Annotated in this window: 13 protein-coding genes, 1 tRNA gene and 1 pseudogene; 7 read left to right on the top strand and 8 right to left on the bottom strand. The window is 66.5% G+C overall.

What is annotated here, in order from left to right; genetic code table 11:
* Window positions 1-141: 141 nt before the first annotated feature.
* Window positions 142-1091: pseudogene (locus tag RN629_RS11185) on the bottom strand (IS3 family transposase); the annotation flags it as partial.
* 125 nt (window positions 1092-1216) lie between these two features.
* Between RN629_RS11185 and RN629_RS11190 the strand changes: the two are divergent.
* Window positions 1217-2329: a recombinase family protein gene (locus RN629_RS11190; protein WP_407035278.1), complete on the top strand. Its 1113-nt coding sequence runs from the start codon at window positions 1217-1219 to the stop codon at window positions 2327-2329.
* Between the two features lie 161 nt (window positions 2330-2490).
* On the opposite strand, the gene RN629_RS11195 is transcribed toward RN629_RS11190, so the two are convergent.
* The 3 genes from RN629_RS11195 to RN629_RS11205 form a co-directional block, all read right to left on the bottom strand.
* Complete coding sequence (locus RN629_RS11195) at window positions 2491-2886, bottom strand: hypothetical protein (RefSeq protein WP_407035279.1); 396 nt, start codon at window positions 2884-2886, stop codon at window positions 2491-2493.
* Window positions 2883-4010, bottom strand: a complete 1128-nt coding sequence (locus RN629_RS11200; RefSeq protein WP_407035280.1) for a hypothetical protein — start codon at window positions 4008-4010, stop codon at window positions 2883-2885. The genes RN629_RS11195 and RN629_RS11200 overlap by 4 nt, the downstream gene beginning before the upstream one ends.
* A gap of 138 nt (window positions 4011-4148) precedes the next feature.
* Window positions 4149-4224 (bottom strand) — tRNA-Thr (locus RN629_RS11205).
* Between the two features lie 164 nt (window positions 4225-4388).
* Between RN629_RS11205 and RN629_RS11210 the strand changes: the two genes are divergently transcribed.
* Both RN629_RS11210 and RN629_RS11215 read left to right on the top strand, forming a co-directional pair.
* Window positions 4389-5216, top strand: coding sequence for a PAS domain-containing protein (locus RN629_RS11210; RefSeq protein WP_407035281.1), 828 nt, complete (start codon window positions 4389-4391; stop codon window positions 5214-5216).
* A gap of 80 nt (window positions 5217-5296) precedes the next feature.
* Entirely contained in the window at window positions 5297-9913 is a 4617-nt protein-coding gene (locus RN629_RS11215; RefSeq protein WP_407035282.1) for an NAD-glutamate dehydrogenase, read from the top strand.
* Between the two features lie 286 nt (window positions 9914-10199).
* Here RN629_RS11215 and RN629_RS11220 read toward each other — a convergent pair whose 3' ends face one another.
* Window positions 10200-11990, bottom strand: a complete 1791-nt coding sequence (locus tag RN629_RS11220) for an aminopeptidase P family protein (RefSeq protein ID WP_407035283.1) — start codon at window positions 11988-11990, stop codon at window positions 10200-10202.
* A 134-nt stretch (window positions 11991-12124) separates the two neighbouring features.
* Between RN629_RS11220 and RN629_RS11225 the strand changes: the two genes are divergently transcribed.
* The 4 genes from RN629_RS11225 to RN629_RS11240 are packed head-to-tail and all read left to right on the top strand — an operon-like array spanning window position 12125 to window position 15718.
* Window positions 12125-14194 (top strand): S9 family peptidase, encoded by a 2070-nt coding sequence (locus tag RN629_RS11225; RefSeq protein WP_407035284.1) that lies wholly within the window; start codon window positions 12125-12127, stop codon window positions 14192-14194.
* A complete protein-coding gene (locus tag RN629_RS11230) occupies window positions 14170-14775 on the top strand; it encodes a DedA family protein (protein ID WP_407035285.1) in 606 nt (201 codons plus the stop codon). The genes RN629_RS11225 and RN629_RS11230 overlap by 25 nt, the downstream gene beginning before the upstream one ends.
* Window positions 14772-15167, top strand: coding sequence for an acyl-CoA thioesterase (locus RN629_RS11235; RefSeq protein ID WP_407035286.1), 396 nt, complete (start codon window positions 14772-14774; stop codon window positions 15165-15167). Before RN629_RS11230 ends, RN629_RS11235 begins: the two co-directional genes overlap by 4 nt.
* 50 nt (window positions 15168-15217) lie before the next feature.
* Window positions 15218-15718 (top strand): methylated-DNA--[protein]-cysteine S-methyltransferase, encoded by a 501-nt coding sequence (locus RN629_RS11240; protein WP_407035287.1) that lies wholly within the window; start codon window positions 15218-15220, stop codon window positions 15716-15718.
* Window positions 15719-15755: 37 nt separating this feature from the next.
* Here the strand turns inward: RN629_RS11240 and ppc are convergent, their stop codons facing one another.
* From ppc to RN629_RS11255, 3 genes are all read right to left on the bottom strand, one after another.
* Window positions 15756-18431 (bottom strand): phosphoenolpyruvate carboxylase, encoded by a 2676-nt coding sequence (ppc, locus tag RN629_RS11245; RefSeq protein ID WP_407035288.1) that lies wholly within the window; start codon window positions 18429-18431, stop codon window positions 15756-15758.
* A gap of 195 nt (window positions 18432-18626) precedes the next feature.
* On the bottom strand, window positions 18627-19082 hold the full coding sequence (locus RN629_RS11250; RefSeq protein WP_407035289.1) for an EF-hand domain-containing protein: 456 nt from the start codon (window positions 19080-19082) through the stop codon (window positions 18627-18629).
* Between the two features lie 18 nt (window positions 19083-19100).
* Entirely contained in the window at window positions 19101-19667 is a 567-nt protein-coding gene (locus RN629_RS11255; RefSeq protein WP_407035290.1) for an HNH endonuclease, read from the bottom strand.
* Between the last annotated feature and the right edge of the window lie 69 nt (window positions 19668-19736).

The raw sequence follows: 19736 nt of genomic DNA on the forward strand, positions 1-19736 counted from the left end.
CGCTACATGCAGATCGAGGGCATGGCCGCTCTCGCCACACCACAGATCGAGGAGGTGACGCCGCTACAGATTACACCCAAGGCCGCCTGATCGATGCAGCCCGGTGCCACGACCGAAATTACACCACGTTGACGGACACGACCAGCGACCGCGTCCGTCCATGCTGATCCGCACCTCGGCCTCGCGCAGCACATCGGTGAAGTCGGCGCTGGTGAACTGGCTGCCCTGATCCGTGTTGAAGATCCCGGGCCTGCCCAAGCGCGCCAGCGCTTCCCGCAACGCCTCGACACAGAACGCCGCGTCCATCGTGTTCGACAGCCGCCAGGCCAGCACCTTCCGGCTCGCCCAATCCATGATGGCGACGAGATAGAGGAAGCCACGCCGCATCGGCAGGTAGAGCCTGCCCCGGCGGAGGCCGGGGTGATGTCGGCGCACCAGACGTGGCCCGGCCGCGTGATCTCCAGATCGCGCAGCAGATACGGGTAGATCCGGTGCTCGGGATGCGGATCGCTCGTCCGCGGGCGCTGGTAGATGGGCGCCAGCCCCATCCTCGCCATCAGCCGCCGCACCCGCCGACGCCCGACCCCATGGCCGAGGCGCTTGAGGTACCGTGCCATCTGGCGGTTGCATACCAGGGATGATCCAGGAACGAGGCGTCGATCACCGCCATCAGCGCGAGCGTCTTCGCCGTCTCCGGCACCGGTGCATAGTAGAAGGACGACCGGCTGATCGATACCAGCCGGCACTGTGCGGCGATCGACAGGCTGGCATGCTCTCGCTCGATCATCTGCCGTCGTCCCACGACGCTCATCGTGCGAACCCCTTCGACAAAAAATCCGCTCCACCACCAGTTGCCCGATTTTGGCATGCAGTTTCTCGATCTCGGTGTCGCCCGCGACCTTCGCCGCCTCGTTCGCCCCCGGGAAGGTCGCCGCCATCCCATCGATCGCCTGCCGCTTCCAATTCGCGATCATCGTCGGGTGGATGCCATGCTTCGTCGCCAGCTCCGCCAGCGTCAGATCGCCACGGATCGCCTCCAGCGCCACCCGCGCCTTGAACTCACCCGTATACCGCTTCCGCGTCGTCTTCATTGCCGTCCGTCCCTTACGTCCGGGATAGCTTAGCCTCCTCTCCGGAAAACCGGCACCACCTCACTAGATGTTTGATCCCGGGCTTTGACGGTGCATGCTCCGCGAGTGAGATGATGCGCAGGATCATGACGCTGTTCGACGAATATCAGTCGAAGGAAACCGCCAAGCACACGCTGCGCGCGATGAACGAGAATGCGCGCCAGGGCTTCTGGAACGGCGCTCGCCCGCCGATCGGCTACCGGGTGGTCGCGGCCGAGCAGCGCGGCATGAAGATCAAGAAGAAGCTGGAGGTCGATCCGCTCCATGCCGAGACGGTGCGCCGTATCTTCCGCATGGCGCTGGAGGGCGCCGACGGACGCGGACCGATAGGCGTCATGGCGATTGCGTGCTGGCTCAACGAGAACGGCATCCGCACCCGCTACGGGGGGTGGGGCAAGGGCATGGTCCACCAAGTACTGACGCGGACCACCTATATCGGCCAGCATCGCTTCAACAGATATGATGCGAAGAAGGGGCAGGCGAAGCCTTTGGAGGAGCATGCCGTCATGGAAGTGCCGCCAATCATCACGGTGGCGGAGTTCGAGGCTGTGCAGCGCTCCTTGAATTCGCGCAGCCCCAAGATGATGGCGCCGCGTGCGGTGGGCGGATCGACGCTGCTGACGGGCATCTGCTTCTGCGCCTGTTGCGGCGGCTCGATGACGCTGAGGACTGGGACCAGCCGTAACGGTCAGGAGTATCGCTACTATACCTGTGTGACCAAGGCGGTGCAGGGAAAGACGGGCTGTTCCGGCCTCACGCTGCCGATGGATCGACTTAACGCGGCGGTGATCGAGCATCTCGAAACGCGGTTGCTCGACCCGGCGCGGCTCGAAGTGCTGATGGACCAGATCCTTGCCCGTCGCGACGAATGGGTGAGTGAGCGCCGCCTGCATGTCGCCGAGCTGGAACGCCGCGCGACGGAGGCTGAGACGAAGTTGTCGCGGTTCTATGAGGCGATCGCAAACGGGTTGGTCGATGTGGGCGACCCGTCGCTCAAGGCGCGGATCGCTGAACTGACGGCCATCCGCGATCAAGCCAAAGGCGACGCTGAGCGGGCAGTGGCGCATATCGAACGGATCAACCCGGAGATCACGCCGGAGAGCCTGCGCGCTGACCGCCAAGCGCAAGCTACGCCACGACGACGGCTCTTACGCCCGGAACTACGTTCGGGCAGTGGCGCAGCGAGTCGAGGTGCATAGCAAGACAGACGTGCGCATCTGCGGAACACTGACCGAATTACTGCGGACCCTGACCGCCGCCTCTGGCGTACAGGCGGCGGTCCTAGAGACTCGCGGTTTCGGACCGAAATGGTGCCCAGAAGAGCACAAAGCTGAGCACTCAAATCATTGGGAAATTGCGATCAATCGCCGGTGACCTCGCCCTCGTCGTCCGGCAATTTCTTTTCGATGCGCCGGTTGCGAACGTCTTTCAGCACGTCCTCCATCTCGAACAGCAATGCACGACCCTCGTCTGTCTTCCCATTGGCATCGTCTTGATCGGCCGCGAACAGTGCCTTGGCTCGCACGGCTAGGTCCATCAACGACGCATAGCGCTGCTCGCCCAGCTTCTTGCGGACGACCTCGAATCCTTCGGTGAGCGTGCGGAACTCGCTGTCAATGTTGCGATAAGGAAAATCGCCAACGGGATCCACGAACGTCGGAGCAAATAGGATCATTGATCCCAGCAGGTCATAGATCTCGCTCAGCGTTGCCGGGACATAAGGCTTGGGATTGAAGTAGGGGTTCGGTCTGCTCATCGTTTTGTCTCCGGGCGAGGAATAGCGTAGGTGTGGCCAGCTCCGAGCTGGCGCGGGCGAATGATGACCACGCGGCTTGGACGGAAATCGGCGTCGAAGAATCCTCGAACTTGCGGTGTGCCCATCGTCTTGCGGCTCAGGGTTACGTCGAACACCACATCTTTGACCCGCGCATCGGGACGGCGATAGGTGAGATCGCCACCCGAACTGATGTTCTCCCTCCGATTGACCCGCACCGGCCCCGCACCCGTCGAGTCGATGCCGGATTGATGATAACGCTCACGTAGACTGCGGCGAACCTGCCGATCGACATAGTTACCCAGCGCTTCCTGATCGGACAGCCTCGGCGTAAGCCTGCCCGCCTTTAGCAAGGCCACGCCTTGATCATATGCCGCATCGGCGTTCCGCTGAACAAAGCGGAGCGTCTCCACTTGAAGCGGCCCATAATCGCCCTTCACGCGCGCAGTGACCGCAGCGCGCTGGAAACGCAGATTGCTTAGCTTCGCTGTCAGGCCCTGTGTCGTTTCGACCCGATTCCCAAGCGCGTCAGTCGGCACGATTTCATCGTAATGCCAACCAGGATCGATCGCCTTGATTTGCGCTGAGAGCTGCTGCATCTGATTCTGGAGCACCTCTGCGGTCATTGCGTCTGCGGGACCAGTGAGGTCGAAAAAATTGTCTGCCACTGCGACCACCGCGCCGCCTGGGGAATTGCGAAGTCCTGGGAACGACTGCTCCAGGGTCATGGGATCCTCGAAGGCCCTGATGTTCCCACCCCGCCCAACGATCGGCCTCTGCAGAGGCGCCGCAAGTTGCGCCTCGATATGTTGTCCGATTGTCGGCGGGTTTGGATAGGTAGATGCCCGACGGGCTCCCGTCTGCCTGTCTATTGTCATCCTAGGGGCCAGCGTGTCCGAGCCCCGCGGGCGGACGTTCGCATACTGTGCCGAAATCCCGCCACTGCCCAACGCTCCGCCGGGGGCAAAGGTGAACTGCCCGTTGCGGGGATCGTGATAGGGATTGAACTTGAGTTCGGTTCCGTCAGCCAGCCGAACCGTGGCAAGACGCCCCGTCCTAAGCCAGTGCCCGAACGCCTGCCGTTGTTGGTCCACATCGATGTTCATAATGCCGCCCCGCTCCGTTGCGGCAGGAACATAAGGGGAACATTTTCCAACAAGTCAAGCCTGAACCAGGGCGCACGCATCCTTGGGCCACCATCAGATGCCCGGTTCCATCCGCTAAGCTCTTAAGTTTCATGAAAATGGTGCCGCTTACAGGACTCGAACCTGTGACCCCCGCATTACGAATGCGATGCTCTACCAGCTGAGCTAAAGCGGCCCGTGATCGTGTCGACCCGGCTGGTGTCCGGTCGAGGTGGGGGCGCTTAACAGGTCCATGTGGGGCTGGCAAGCGGCTTTGCCGTCGGGGGCGGATCTTTAGACGCCGTTAACCGCGTGCCGCGCATGAGCGAGGGGGACAGCGCGAGGGAAAGCAACGACGTCATGAGCAACGGCACGCCCAAGAACGAAGTGCCGTCCGCCGGTCGGCAGGGCGGCGATGAGGTGGAGGATTTGCTCTTCGCGCCCGGCGGCGTGGAGCGACGGCTGCACTCGCGCGCCTATCATCACTGGATTTCGCTGCTCGAAGGCGGGCCCTATCCACGGATCGAACGGCTCGATCCGGCCGCCATCGCCGATTTCGCCCCCTATTCGGTGTTGCTCGACTTTCGCGGCGGGGCGGTCGATCCGCGCATCGCCTATATCGGTCAGGCGTTGCGCGACGAATGCGGCCTTGTCGGCGTGACCGCCCGAATCGCGGACCTGCCCGAGCGTTCGCTGCTGGCGCGGCTGACGGGGCGCTATGACCAATTGCTGGCGGCCAATGCGCCCGTCGGGTTCGAGGCCGAGTTCGTCAATGCGCGCGACCATAGCACGCTCTATCGTGGCATATTACTGCCCTTCTCCTCGGACGGGCAGGGGATCGATTTCGTCTACGGCGTCATCAATTGGAAGGAACTGGCCGATCCGCTGCTCCAGGCGTCGCTCGATTCGGCGTTGATGGCGGCGCAGCGAACGGCCGACGAGGATGGCGGCGAAGGCAGCGCGACACGTGGCCGCGGAACGCCGTGGCCGATGCGCGATGCCGATGCCGCGCGTCCGCGTCGTGATGGTCCGACATCGCACGACATGCTGGCTTTTCCCGTCGATGCGGCACCGGGCACCCCGATCGTGCTCGTCGGCGAGGTTCGGGCGGACGGCATGATCGAGGTCCGGCACAGCATCCTGGGCGACGCGCGCCTGGTTGACAGGCTATTGCGCGTCACGCTTTGATTGTTGCGCTGCGTCGCAACATCTTTTCTTGAGCGGCAAAGGGTTGAGCGGCGCGAAAGCCGGGCCTAGGATTTCGATCCATGGCACCGAATATGTCGCATCCGATGGCCGACGCGATCGCCGCACGGCTGACCCAGGGCGCCCTTCCGGCGGAATTGCAGGGGTTTGGCCCCGCGGAGGTGGCTGCCGCGGCAGCCTTCGTTGCGGAGGTGGCGCAGCAGCGGGCGGCGGGTGAGCCGTCGATCGCGCTGGAGCCTATCTCGGGCGACGACACGCACCGCCGGATGCGCCTCGCCATCGTCAATGACGATATGCCCTTCCTGGTCGATTCGATCGCGGCGGCGGTCGGGGCCGAGGGGATTGCGATCGACCGGGTGATCCACCCCATCCTGGCGGTCACGCGCGACGCCGATGGCGCGATGCAGGCGATCGGCGCGCCGGGCGGCCGGTCCGAATCCTTCATCTATCTGGAAATGGAGCGCGCCGATGCGCGCGATCGTCGCGGGCTGGTCGACGATCTGCGCGCGGTGCTGGCCGATGTCCGCGCCGCCGTGACCGACTGGCCGGGGTTGCAGGATGCGCTGGCCGCCGACGCGACCACACTGGGCGAGAAGAATGGCGAGGGCGCGGCGCTGCTGCTGTGGTTCCTGGGCGGCAAGCTGACCCTGCTCGGCCATGAGACATGGTATGAGGATGGCCGCAAGAGCCCGGCGCTCGGCGTCGCGCGCAACCCGCACAGCGTGCCGTTGCTCGCCGACATCTCGCGCCAGCGCGCGCTGGACTATTTCGTCGAGGGCGGCGCGGCGCCGTTGCTGCTCAAGTCCAATGCCATTTCCACCGTACACCGCGCGGTGCCGCTCGACCTGGTGCTGGTGCCGATCATGGAGGGCGGCCGGGCGGTCGGCCTGTCGATCCATGCCGGCCTCTGGACCAGCGCCGCGCTGGCCAGCCCGCCGCATGAGGTGCCGGTGCTGCGGACCCGGCTGGCCGCGCTGCAGGCCAAGTTCGGCTTCGATCCGCGCGGCCATACCGGCAAGGCGCTGACCCATGCGCTGACCGCGTTGCCGCATGACCTGGTCGCGGCCTTCCCGCCCGAGGCGCTGGAGACGCTGGCGCTGACCGCGATGTCGCTGGCCGACCGGCCGCGCCCCGAACTGGTGCTGATCCGTTCGGCGTTGCAGCGGCATCTGTTCTGCTTCGTCTGGCTGCCGCGCGACGAGTTGACGACGGCGCGGCGCGTGGCGATCGGCGACATGCTGGGCGAGGCGGCCAATGGTTCGCTGCTCAACTGGGCGATCGCGCTGGAGAACGGGGTGGTCGCGCTGATCCGCTACACCATCGACCTGCGCCAGGACGGGCGACTGCCCGACACGGCGGCGTTGGCCGAGCGGCTGAGCAAGATGGTGCGCGGCTGGATGCCGGACGTCGAGGCGGCGCTGGCGGAGACGCTGCCCGCCCCGCGCGCGGCGCGTCTGGCGCTGCGCTGGGCCAATGCCTTCCCGACCAATTACCGCAATGTCAGCGATGCGGCCGAAGCGGCGGCGGACATTCTGCGCCTGTCCGCGCTGGAGGATGACGGCAGCCGCTCGGTCCGCCTCTTCCCGGTTCAGCAGGGGCAGGCCCGCCGCCTGAAGATCTACAAGCTGAACGGTGCGCTGCCCCTGTCGGACGCGGTGCCGGTGATGGAGAATTTCGGCTTCCGCGTGATCGGCGAGCTGCCGACGCGGCTGCGCGATGATTCGGCCGCCTTTGTCCATGATTTCCTGGTCGAGACCGAGGCGACGACCGAGCCCGAGGGCGCGGCGGTGCTGGAAGGCGCGATCGCCGCGGTGCTGGAGGGCAAGGCGGAGAATGACGCGTTCAACCGCCTGATCGTCGATGTCGGGCTCAGCCCGCAGGCGGTGGTGCTGTTCCGCGCCTGGTTCCGCTATCTGCGGCAGGCGGGGCTGCCCTATGGCCTGACCACGGTGGTCGACGCGTTGCGGCGCGCGCCGAAGCTGGCGACCGCGCTGGTCGAGTGCTTCACCGTCGCGCATGACCCGAAGGCGAAAGGCGATATCGCCGCCGCCGATGCCGCCATCGCGGCGGGGCTGGATGCGGTGTCGGCGATCGACGACGACCGTATCCTGCGCAGCTTCCGCGACATGATCGCCGCGACCCTGCGCACCAACGCCTTTGCCGAGACGGGGAAGGAGGCGCTGGCGTTCAAGCTGGACAGCCGTGGTATTCCGGGCCTGCCCGCACCGCTGCCGTGGCGTGAGATCTGGGTGTATAGCCCGCGTGTCGAGGGCATCCATCTGCGCGCCGGTCCCGTCGCGCGTGGTGGCCTGCGCTGGTCGGATCGTCGCGACGACTTCCGCACCGAGATTCTGGGGCTGATGAAGGCGCAGCGGGTGAAGAACGCGGTCATCGTGCCGACCGGGGCCAAGGGCGGCTTCTACCCCAAGCAACTGCCGTCGCCCGTCACCGACCGCGACGGCTGGGCGGCCGAGGGCAAGGAAAGCTACCGCGTGTTCATCCGCGCTTTGCTGTCGATCACCGACAATATCGTCGAGGGCGCGGTGGTGCACCCGGACGGCGTGAAGGTGCTGGACGGCGAGGACCCCTATTTCGTGGTCGCCGCCGACAAGGGCACGGCGACCTTCTCCGACGTCGCCAATGCGCTGGCGCTGGAGCGGGGCTTCTGGCTGGGCGATGCCTTCGCCTCCGGGGGCAGCCAGGGTTATGACCACAAGGCGATGGGCATCACCGCCAAGGGCGCCTGGGTCTCGGTCCAGCGGCACTTCGCCGAGCGCGGTATCGATGTGCAGAGCCAGCCGATCCGCGTCGTCGGCTGCGGCGACATGTCGGGCGACGTGTTCGGCAACGGGATGCTGCTGTCGAAGGCGATCAAGCTGGTCGCGGCGTTCGACCATCGCCATATTTTCCTCGACCCTGATCCCGATCCCGCGACCAGTTGGGACGAGCGCGCACGGATGTTCGCGCTGCCTCGATCGAGCTGGGCGGATTACGACACCAGCCTGATCTCGCCCGGCGGCGGCGTCTTCCCGCGTTCGGCCAAGACGATCCCGCTGTCCGACGAAATCCGCGAGGTGCTGGGCATCACCGCGACGTCGCTGGAACCGGCGGCGCTGATCTCGGCGATCCTGAAGGCGCCTGCCGACCTGCTCTGGTTCGGCGGCATCGGGACGTACATCAAGGCGGCGGCGGAGAATAACGTCCAGGTCGGCGATCCGGCGAACGACCGGCTGCGCGTCGATGCCGAGGATCTGCGGGTCATCGCGATCGGCGAGGGGGCCAATCTGGGCGTCACCCAGGCCGCGCGCATCGCCTTTGCCGAGCGGGGCGGGCGGATCAACACCGACTTCATCGACAATTCGGCGGGCGTCGATTGCTCGGATAACGAGGTCAATATCAAGATCGCGCTCAACCGCGAGATGATCGAGGGCCGTCTGGCGGAGGGCGACCGCAACACGCTGCTTGCGTCGATGACCGACGATGTCGCGCATATCGTGCTGGAGGATAACCGGCTCCAGACGCTGGGCCTGTCGATCGCCGAGGCCGACGGTGCGGGCGCGATGCCCAGCTATGTCCGCGTCATCGAAATCTTCGAGAGCGCCGGGCGGCTCGACCGCGCGGTCGAGGGGCTGGCCAGCAACGAACTGCTATTGCGGCGCGGGCAGGACGGCATTGCGCTGACCCGGCCCGAACTGGCGGTGCTGCTGGCGACGGCCAAGCTGACGCTGCAGGACGCTGTCGAGACCAGCCCGCTGGCGCTTGACGAGGAACTGCTGCCCGATCTGCACGCGGCCTTCCCGACCGCGATGCGTGAGGCGTTCGGCGCGGCGATCGACCAACATCGCCTGCGCGGGGAGATCGTCGCGACCAAGCTGGCCAACCGGATCGTCAACCGGATGGGTATTCTCCACCCATTCGAGCTGGCGGAGGAGGAAGGCGCGGCGATGGCCGACATCGCGGCGATGTTCGTCGTGGTCGAGCGGCTGTTCGACCTGCCATCCGTCTGGACGGCGATCGAGACGGCGGCGATGCCCGAGGTGGCGCGCATCGCGCTGTTCGACGAGGTGGCGCGCGCCACCCGGTCGCAGATCGCCGACTTGCTCCGCGCCATGCCCGCCGGGACCGCGCCGGGCGCGGCGCTAGAGCGGTTGCAGCCGGGGATTGAGCGGCTTGCGGCGGAAACGCCCGCCCTGCTGCGTGACGAGGCCAAGGCGCAGAGCGCGCGGGTCGTCGCCGCACTGGAGGATGCGGGTGCGCCTGCCGACCTTACGGCGCGGGTGGTGCGCGTGTCCGAACTGGACGGCGCGGTCGGACTGGCCGATCTGGGCCAGCGGCTGTCGCTGGACGAGACGCGGCTGACCCATGCCTTCACCCGTCTGGGGCAGGCGCTGGGCCTCGACTGGGCGCAGGGACAGGCGGCGCGGATCAACCCCAGCGATCCGTGGGAGCGGTTGCTGATCGCGGGGCTGGCGCGCGATTTCCAGCAGCAGCGGCTCGACTTCCTGGGCCGTGCGGGCGCGACCGATCCCGAAGCGGCGGTCGAGGCGTGGCTGGAACGCAACGCCGCGCGGGTCGGCCAGTTCAAGGCGGTGATCGACCGGGCACGCTTGGCGACGCAACCCAACGCCGCGATGCTGGCTCAGATCGCGGGCCAGGCGCGGGTGCTGCTGGGGCGATAAGGGGCCAAATCCCATCGCGACCACCCCGGCGAAGGCCGGGGTCCAGTTTCCTCTCCGTCGAGAACGCGCAAAACGGCGCGTGGGAGGCTTCTCCCGCGCGCCGTATTTCTGATCCATGCAAAGCCGCGAAGATTGATTTCGGGCGGAGACATGGAGGACGCTGAGAATGTGGGGACGCGCGCAGCGCCCTCTCTATTCTACAGCGGCAGAAAGAAGAGGGCCGCTGGCGCGGCGGGCGAAACACCTCCGCGCCTCCGCGCGAACCAACCTTCTTCACATGGCGAGATCAGATCGCCGCACACTTCTCCAGCAGCCAGTCGCGATCCGCGCCCTCCAGCTCGGGCGCCAACGCCTCCGCCACCCGCGCATGGTACGCGTTGAGCCATTCCCGCTCACCTTCGGTCAGCAGCGCCGCCACGATCAACGTCCGCTCGATCGGGCACAGCGTCAGCGTCTCGAACCCCAGCATCTCGCGATCCGCGCCATCGATCGCGCGGGGTTCGACCCGCACCAGATTCTCGATGCGGATGCCATATTCGCCCGCCTTGTAATAACCAGGCTCGTTGGACAGCAGCATCCCTGCGCGCAGCGGCTCCATCGCCGCGCCGCCGGGATAGTTGGGGGCGGCGATCCGCTGCGGCCCCTCATGCACCGACAGATAGGCGCCGACGCCGTGGCCGGTGCCATGCGCGTAATCCAGACCGGCTTCCCAGAGCGGCCGCCGTGCCAGCGCGTCGAGATGCCCGCCCAGCGTCCCGTCCGGGAAGACCGCCGTGGCGAGGCCGATATGACCCTTCAGCACACGGGTGAAGCGGTCGCGCATCTCCGCCGTCGGATCGCCGATCGGCATGACGCGGGTGATGTCGGTGGTGCCGTCCTGATACTGCCCGCCCGAATCGATCAGGAAGAGCTGGCCCGACTCGATTGCGGCGTTCGATTCCTCGGTGACGTGGTAATGCGGACTGGCCCCATGTGCGCCGGTCGCCGAGATGGTCGCAAAGCTGATATCCTTGAGCAGCCCGGTGTCCTGACGGAACGCCAGCAGGCGCGCGGCGGCGGAGAGTTCGGTCTGCCCGCCTTTGGGGCATTCGCTTTCGACCCAGCGCAGGAACTTCACCATCGCCGCGCCGTCGCGCACCGATGCGGCGCGATGCCCGGCGACTTCCGCGGGGTTCTTGATCGCCTTGGCCAGCACCACCGGGTCACGAAGCGCCAGCACCCTGGCTCCGCCCGCCTCCAGCGCCTGCGCGATCGCCGCAACCGCCCGTTCGGGATCGGCGACGATGCGCTTGCCCGCAAAGCCGGTCAGATAGTCCTCGAACGCCGCGCGGTCGTGCAGCCGCACCGCATTGCCCAGATGCGCGCGGACCTCCGCCGTGATCTTCTCGGGCGCGACGAACAGATCGGTCTCGCCGTCCGCATGGACGATCGCATAGGACAGCGCGACCGGGGTATGCGCGACATCGGTGCCGCGTATGTTGAGCGCCCAGGCGATCGAGTCGAGCGCCGACAGCACCACCGCATCGGCGCGCATCTCGGCCAGCCATTCGCCGATCCGCGCGCGCTTGGCCGCCGAGCTTTCGCCCGCCACGGTGTCGTGCTGCACGGTCAGGACGGCGGGGGAGGGGGCGGGGCGGTCGGTCCAGACCGCATCGATCGGGTTGGCCGTCACCGCGACCAGCTCCGCCTCGCGATCGGCGAGCGCGGCGGTCATGTCGGCGACCTGCTGGGGAGTGTGCAGCCACGGGTCGTAACCGATACGCTGCCCCGCCGCCGCCTCACGCCCCAGCCAGCCGGCGACGCTGTCCTGCGGCACCGGGATATAGGCGTAATCATCGCCCGACACCTGCTCGCGCACCTGGAGCGTGTAGCGCCCGTCGGTGAAGATCGCGGCCTTGTCCGCCATCACCACCGCCGTCCCCGCCGACCCGCCGAACCCGGTCAGCCAGCCCAGCCGCTGCGCATAGTCGCCGACATATTCGCTCATATGCTCGTCGGTCAGCGGCACGACGAAGCCATCGAGCCCTTGCACGGCCAGTTCGGCGCGAAGGGCGGCAAGGCGGGCGGAATGGGACATGCGGAAACCTGTCTGGGGAGGAAATGGTCGCGCGGGTCTAGCCCTGTGGTGAAGGGACGTCGAGCCTGACGGCCTTGCGCGAACTTCGCCGTCGGCCCCTTTCGGCGGGATGAAAGCCTAGCTACATCACGGCGATGACCGAACGCCCTGCGCTGACGCCGCCTATTGCCGAAACCCGTGCCCACAGCTTCACCGCGCATGGGATCACCATCGAAGACCCCTATGCCTGGCTCAAAGACCCCGCCTATCCGGACGTCACCGACACGGATGTGCTTGCCTATGTCGAGGCGGAGAACGCCTATTTCGAGGGCGTCATGGCCCCGCGCCAGCCGCTGATCGACCGGCTGTACGAAGAGATGAAGGGACGGATCAAGGAGGACGAATCCTCGGTCCCGCAAAAGGATGGCGATTGGCTCTACTGGACCGCGTTCGAGACGGGGGGCCAGTATCGCAAATGGTGGCGCAGGCCCGTCGCGGGCGGCGCGGACGAACTGCTGCTCGACGAACCGGCGCTGGCTGAGGGGAAGGAATACTTCCGGCTGGGGGCTTTCTCGATCAGCAATAATGGGCGTTACCTCGCCTATGCGATCGACGACAATGGATCGGAACGGTTCGAGGTGCGGGTCAAGGACCTGACCACCGGCGAACATCTGCCCGATGTCATCCCCGGCATGTTGTCGGAGATCGTCTGGGTCGCGGACGATAGCGGCTTCCTCTACGGCGTGGCGAATGCGCAGTGGCGGACCGACAATGCGCGCTTCCACCGGCTGGGCACGGCGGTCGCGGACGATGTCGAGCTGTTCCATGAAGCGGACGAGGGCTACCGCGTCGCCGTGGCGGAAACCTCCGCGCGCAACTGGATCCTGATCGCGACCGGCGACCATGTCACCAGCGAAATCCGACTGCTGCCGTCCGACAACATCTTCGCCGAACCGATCCTGGTCGCGCCCCGCAAGGAGGGGCGTGAATATGACGTGGACGAGCATGACGGCACGCTGTTCATCCACACCAACGATGTGGACCCGCAATTCCGCCTCTGCACCGCGTCGATCGACGCGCCGGGCGACTGGCATGAGCTGATCGGGCCGAACCCGCATTTCTACATGACCGGGGTGGAGTGCTATAAGGATTACTTCGTGGTCGAGGGGCGCGAGGACGGGTTGGACCGGATTGCGCTCCACCGTTACGACACCCCCACCACGGCGCAGCGGATCGATTTCCCCGAAGAAAGCTACACCGCCGGGCTGGGCGACAATCCCGAGTACGACGTGTCGGTGCTGCGCCTCGGTTACGAGTCGATGGTCACGCCGGGCACCGTCTATGATTATGACGTGGCGACGGGGGCGCTGACCACGCTCAAGGTGCAGGAGATACCGTCGGGCTATGACGCCGACCGATATCGCACCGAGCGGCTGAAGATCGCCGCGCGCGACGGGACGATGGTGCCGGTGTCCATCGTCTACCCGAAGGATTTCCCGCGCGACGGATCGGGCAAGCTGTTCCTCTATGCCTATGGCGCGTACGGCTATGCGATCCCGCCGGGCTTCTCGACCGGCCGGATGAGCCTGCTCGATCGCGGCTTCGCCTATGCCATCGCGCATATTCGTGGCGGCGACGATCTGGGCCAGCAATGGTATCTGGACGGCAAGCTGGAGAAGCGGACCAACACTTTCGCCGATTTCGTCGACGTGGCGAAGGGGCTGATCGACGGCGGCTGGACGGCCAAGGGCCGGATCGCCATCGCGGGCCGTTCGGCGGGGGGCGAGCTGATGGGGGCGGTGGTCAATTCCGATCCCGACCTCTGGGGCGCGGTGATCGCCGATGTGCCGTTCGTCGACGTGCTCAACACGATGATGGACGCCGAACTGCCGCTGACGCCGGGCGAGTGGCCCGAATGGGGCAATCCGATCGAGGACAAGGCGGCGTTTGAGCTGATCCGCAGCTACAGCCCCTATGACAATGTTAAGCGCCAAGCCTATCCGCCGATGTTCATCTCCGGCGGGCTGAACGATCCGCGCGTCACCTATTGGGAGCCGGCCAAATGGGCCGCCCGGCTGCGCGCGACCAAGACCGACGATAATCTGCTGTTGCTCAAGACCAATATGGGCGCGGGGCATGGCGGCAAGTCGGGCCGGTTTGAAAGCCTGCGCGAAGGAGCGGAGGAGCATGCCTTTGTCCTGTGGCAGATGGGAGTGGAATCCTGAGCATCGAGGCGATCGTTGCCCGCTATGGCGTGGTGGCGATCGCGCTGGGCGCAGGGCTGGAGGGCGAGACGGCGGTCGTCACCGGCGGCATCCTGGCGCATCAGGGGCTGGTCGCCTGGCCCGCCGCGCTGGTCGCCGCCGCGATCGGATCGTTCGTCGCCGACCAGATCTTCTTCTCCGTCGGACGCTATGCGCGGGACGGGCACTGGGTCGCGACGTTGCGCAAGCGGCGTGTCTATGCGCGGGTGACCCGGATGATGGAGCGCTATCCGATCGGCTTCATCTTCGCCTTCCGCTTCCTGTACGGCCTGCGCACGATCAGCCCGGTGGCGATCGGCACCAGCCGCGTGTCGACCCGGCTGTTCGTCGCGGTGAACGCGGCGTCGGCGGCGTGCTGGGCCTCGATCTTCGTCGGGATCGGCTATCTGTTCGGCGAGGCGTTTCAGGAACTCGCCACACGCTATCGGCCCAGCCTGCGCCATATCCTGATGGCGGCGGCGTTGGTCATGGTCGCTGCCGCGATCGGATGGGGGCTTCGTGCGTTGTGGCAGCGATACAAGGATCAGAACGAACAGGTATGACCCGCTTCACCCTGCGCATCACCGCCGCCCCCGAGCATATCGACGAGCTGGGCCATGTGAACAATGCGGTCTGGGTCCAGTGGATTCAGGCGATCGCGACCGCCCATTGGGAAGCGGTCGCGCCGCCCGAGCATGTCGCCGCCCATATCTGGGTCGTGACCCGGCACGCGATCGATTATCGCGGCAATGTGGTGGCGGGCGAGACGGTGACGGGCGAGACCTGGGTGCCCGATCCGCCCCGGGGGGCGCGGTTCGACCGGCATGTCCGCTTTATCGGGCAGGACGGGCAGGTGAAGGTGGAAGCGGTGACGACCTGGGCGCTGATCGACCGCGCCACCGGGCGCCTGCTGCGCGTCACGCCGGAGATCGCCGCGCCCTTCTTTCGGGTTTGACCGCAAGATGCGGGACGCTTCCCGGCCTGCGATCGGTTAGGATCCGCCCCATGTTGAGCGAATGTACCATGGCCTCGCCGGTCGGCGAACTGACCCTCGTGGCGAGCGAGCAGGGCCTGCGCGCGATCCTGTGGCCCGAGGAGCGGGAGGGCCGCGTGCCCTTGCCCGAGCGGCAAAGCGACTCCGCGCACGCGATCCTGGCCGAGGCGGTGCGCCAGCTGACCGAATATTTCGAAGGGCGGCGGCGCGATTTCGACTTGCCGCGCGATCCCGTCGGCACCGAATTCCAGAAAAGCGTATGGACCGGCCTCAACGCCATTCCGTATGGCGAGACGCGCAGCTACGCCGCGCTCGCCGTCGCGATCGGGCGGCCGGGGGCGTCGCGTGCGGTGGGGGCGGCGAACGGGCGCAACCCGCTGTCGATCGTGACCCCCTGCCACCGGGTGATCGGCGCGAACGGGGCGCTGACCGGCTTCGCGGGCGGGCTGGCGGTGAAGCAGTGGCTGCTCGCGCATGAGCGGGGCGAGCGAGCCTTGGCGCTGGAACCCTGACCGACAGCGCCGCAAGCCTCTTTTCCCGCGCGTTGGCCTAGCCGCTGTTCCGAAGCGCGGTGGCAATCGCGTTGATCGACAGTAATATGCCCTCGCCGATGCGCGGATCGTCCTCGCCCGCGCGGTGGCGCTTCATCAACTCGATCTGGAGCAGGTTGAGCGGCTCGATATAGGGCAGGCGCAGGCGGATCGAGGCCTCCAGCGTCGGATTGTCCGACAGCAGCCGGGTCTGCCCCGTCACCGTCAGCAGGCCGTCGCGCGTGCGGTGCCAGCCGTCCTGGATGCGCCCGAAAATCACCTCGCGCATGCCTTGGTCCTCGACCAGCCCGGCATAGCGGCGGGCGATGCCGATGTCGGACTTGGCCAGCACCATCTCCATGTTCGCCAGCGTGGCGGCGAAGAAGGGCCAGTTCTTCGCCATGTCGGCGAGCAGCGCCTTGTCCTCGAACTGTGCGATCGCGGTGCCGACCCCGAACCAGCCGGGCAGCATGACGCGCGCCTGCGCCCAACTGAACACCCAGGGGATGGCGCGCAGATCCTCGATCGCGTCGGATTTCTTGCGGCTGGCTGGGCGGCTGCCGATCTTCAGCCCGGCGATCTCGGCGATCGGGGTCATCTGGCGGAAGAAGGTGCGGAACCCTTCGGTGCCATAGACCAGGTCGCGATAGGTGCGGAACGCGGTCGCCGACAATTGCTCCATCGCGGCGGTGAAGCGGTCATTCTGGGCGGACGACAGTTGTTCGGGTTCCAGGCTGGCGAGCAAGGTGGCCGAGGCCATGGCCTCCAAATTGGTCATCGCCGAGTCGCGTGTGCCATATTTGCCCGCGATCACCTCGCCCTGTTCGGTGATGCGGATGCGGCCCTGCACCGTGCCGTGCGGCTGGGCACGGATCGCAGCAAAGGCGCTGCCCCCGCCACGCCCTACCGCACCGCCGCGCCCGTGGAAGAGCTGCATCCTGACGCCCGCCTCCTCGAAGACCGGCCGGAACGCGCGGGACGCCTTGGACAGCGACCAGGTCGAGGTCAGATAGCCGCCGTCCTTGTTCGAGTCGGAATAGCCGATCATCACTTCCTGATGGCCCCGCGCTCGCACGATCGCGGCGATCTCGGGCAAGCCGAAATAGGCGCGCATGATATCCGGCCCGGCCTCCAGATCCTCGATCGTCTCGAACAGCGGCACCGCCATGATCGCGGCGGTGGCGGGCTGGCCGGGACGGTAGAGGCCGAACTCCTTGAGCAGCAGGTTGATTTCGAGCAGGTCGGACACCGACTTGCCCATCGAGACGATATAATTGGTGATGCACTTCGGGCCATAGGCCGCGTGCGCATCGGCGGCGGCCTGGACGATGGCGAGTTCGGACCGCGTCTCGTCCGAATAATCGGCATAATGGCTGACCAATGGGCGGGCATTGGCGAGTTCGCGGCGCAGCAGCGCGACCCGCGCGCCTTCGTCCAGCGCCAGATAATCGGCCTCGACCCCGGCGACCTTGAGCAGTTCGGCGACCACCCGCTCATGCACCGCCGAATTTTGCCGCAGGTCGAGCGTGGCGAGGTGGAAGCCGAACGTCTCGACCGCGCGGATCAGCCGGCCCAGCGCTCCGCCGCTCGCCAGCGCGCCGCCGCCGCGCGCCGCGAGGCCGCGCGCGATCGCGACCAGATCGGTGCGCAGTGCCTTAGGATCGGGATAGGGTTCGCCGGTCAGCCGGCCGGGGCGGGACGAGGTCTTGCCGGTCAGCGCCTGATGAGTCGCGGCGAGCCGGGCGTAGATGCCCGACAAGGCGCGGCGATAGGGTTCGTCGGCGCGGCTCAGCGCGTCATCGCCACTCGCCTCGGCCAGCGCCAGCACCGCCCCATCCACCTCGGCATGTTCGGTCGAGATCGACAGCTCGGCACCCAGCGCGTGCACCCCCTCGGAATAATGGGTCAGCACCGCATCGGCCGCCTGCGCCAGCGCATGGGTCAGCGACTCGGCGGTGACGAAGGGATTGCCGTCGCGGTCGCCGCCGATCCACGAGCCGGGGCGCAGAAAGGCGGGGACGCGCGCGCCGAACGCCTTGTCCCAATGCTGGTAGAGCGCGGGCAGCACCGGCAGGAACACGTCGCGCAGATAGGACAGCGCGGTTTCCACCTCGTCGGTGACATAGAGCCGTTCGCGGCGCAGCACCCGCGTCTGCCAGAGAAGCGCGATCTGCCGTCCGATCGCCGCCTCGACATCGTCACCGTCGGGCGTCACGTCGCGCCCCGCATCGCGCATCGCCAGCAATTCGGCGATGCGGTTGCGGTGATCGATCATGCTCTTGCGCCGCACCTCGGTCGGGTGCGCGGTGAGCACGGGCACGACCAGCGCCTGTTGCAGCAGCGCCATCGCCTGATCGCGGTCGATGCCCTTTTCGGCCAGCGTCGCCAGCACATGGGCGATATCGGCACCCTGTTCGCGGGCGATGCCCTGCCGGTCCTCGGCGAGGTTGGCGAGCATCGAGAAGAGCATGAAGCCGCGCACGAAATCGAGCGTCTCGTCGAGCGCGAGGCGTTCGAGTTGCAGGTCGACGGCGGCATCGTCGCCCAGCCCGCGATGCCGGTCGACCGAGGCGCGGCGGATCGCCTCGGTGGCCTCGAACAGCGCGTCGCCGCCAAAACGACGGATCACATCGCCGAGCTGGGTGCCCAGGAAGCGGATATCGGCGTTGTTGGCGATCGGGGGAAGGCTGGTCATGGCCGCCATTGCTGCAACGCAATAGCCTGGACGTCAACCGCCGATATCCGGCAATATTAGTATGCCGTTTTACAAAACGAGCAATTTATATTTCACATTGGCGCCATGTGGAGACCGCGAAGTTACTTTTTTCGACCCGATCGGGTGCCGTCCCGGCGATGAAGGACAGGCACCCGATGGTGGGGCGCAGTCCGCTCAGTTTGTATTACCGGGCGCGACCATGCCGGTCGCCGTCGGCACCGGATCGGTCGGGGGGGCAGGCCGCTCGGTGCGCGAAGCCTCGCGTTCCTCCGAGGTGACGGTGCCGTCGCGGTTCAGGTCCATCCGGTCGAACCGCGCCAACATGCCCTCGAAAAACTCGCTCTCAGTGATCTCGCCGTCCTTGTTGCGGTCCAATGCCTTCAGCCGCGAATTGGCGGCGGGCATTTCGTCGGCGGTGATGATGTCGTTGCCGTCGCGATCGAGTTCGCGGAAGCGGCGCGCCATCATGCTGCCGAAATCGACGCGGCTGGTGACGGAGGGGGGCACGAAACCGGCTTTGGCGGCGGCCTGGTCCGCTTCGGCGCGGCTTTCTTCCTTCTTGCCGCAGGCGGTGGTGGTCATCACTGCCATCAACCCCAGGCCTCCAAGGCCGATCGCCCAACCACGCATTCCCGACTCCTTGGCTCGTTACGCTTCCAGTTCAACGTCCCAATAGAGCCAGTCGTGCCATGTTTCATGCAGATAATTGGGCGGGAAGCTGCGGCCATGCTCCTGCAAATGCCAGTTGGTCGGGCGGATCGGCTCGACATGCAGCGGCATTCCGGCCTGGCGAGGGGTCCGTCCGCCCTTCCTCAGGTTACAGGGGGCGCAGGCGGTGACGACATTTTCCCAGGTCGTCCGTCCGCCCTGCGCGCGCGGGATGACATGGTCGAAGGTCAGGTCCCGGTGCGAGCCGCAATATTGGCAGGAAAAGCGATCGCGCAGGAACAGGTTGAAGCGGGTGAAGGCCGGGAATTGCGACGGCTTCACAAATTGCTTGAGCGCGATGACCGAAGGAAGCTTGACCTTGGCGGTCGGGCTGCGCACCTCGCGCTCATAATGCGCGACGATATCCACCCGGTCGAGGAACACGGCCTTTACCGCGGTCTGCCAGGGCCAGACCGACAGGGGATAATAGGACAGCGGCGTATAATCGGCATTCAGCACGAGAGCCGGACAACTGTCCGGGTGTCGGATCAAATCGGGATGAAACACAGCTCCTCCCTTTGCGGTATCGCTAGCGCCCTTTCGCGCAGCGACGTGACATGGCTATGACAGCATGGG

Origin of the sequence: Facivitalis istanbulensis, from assembly GCF_040560405.1 — a bacterium.
GTDB classification, from domain to species: Bacteria; Pseudomonadota; Alphaproteobacteria; order Sphingomonadales; family Sphingomonadaceae; genus Sphingomonas; species Sphingomonas istanbulensis.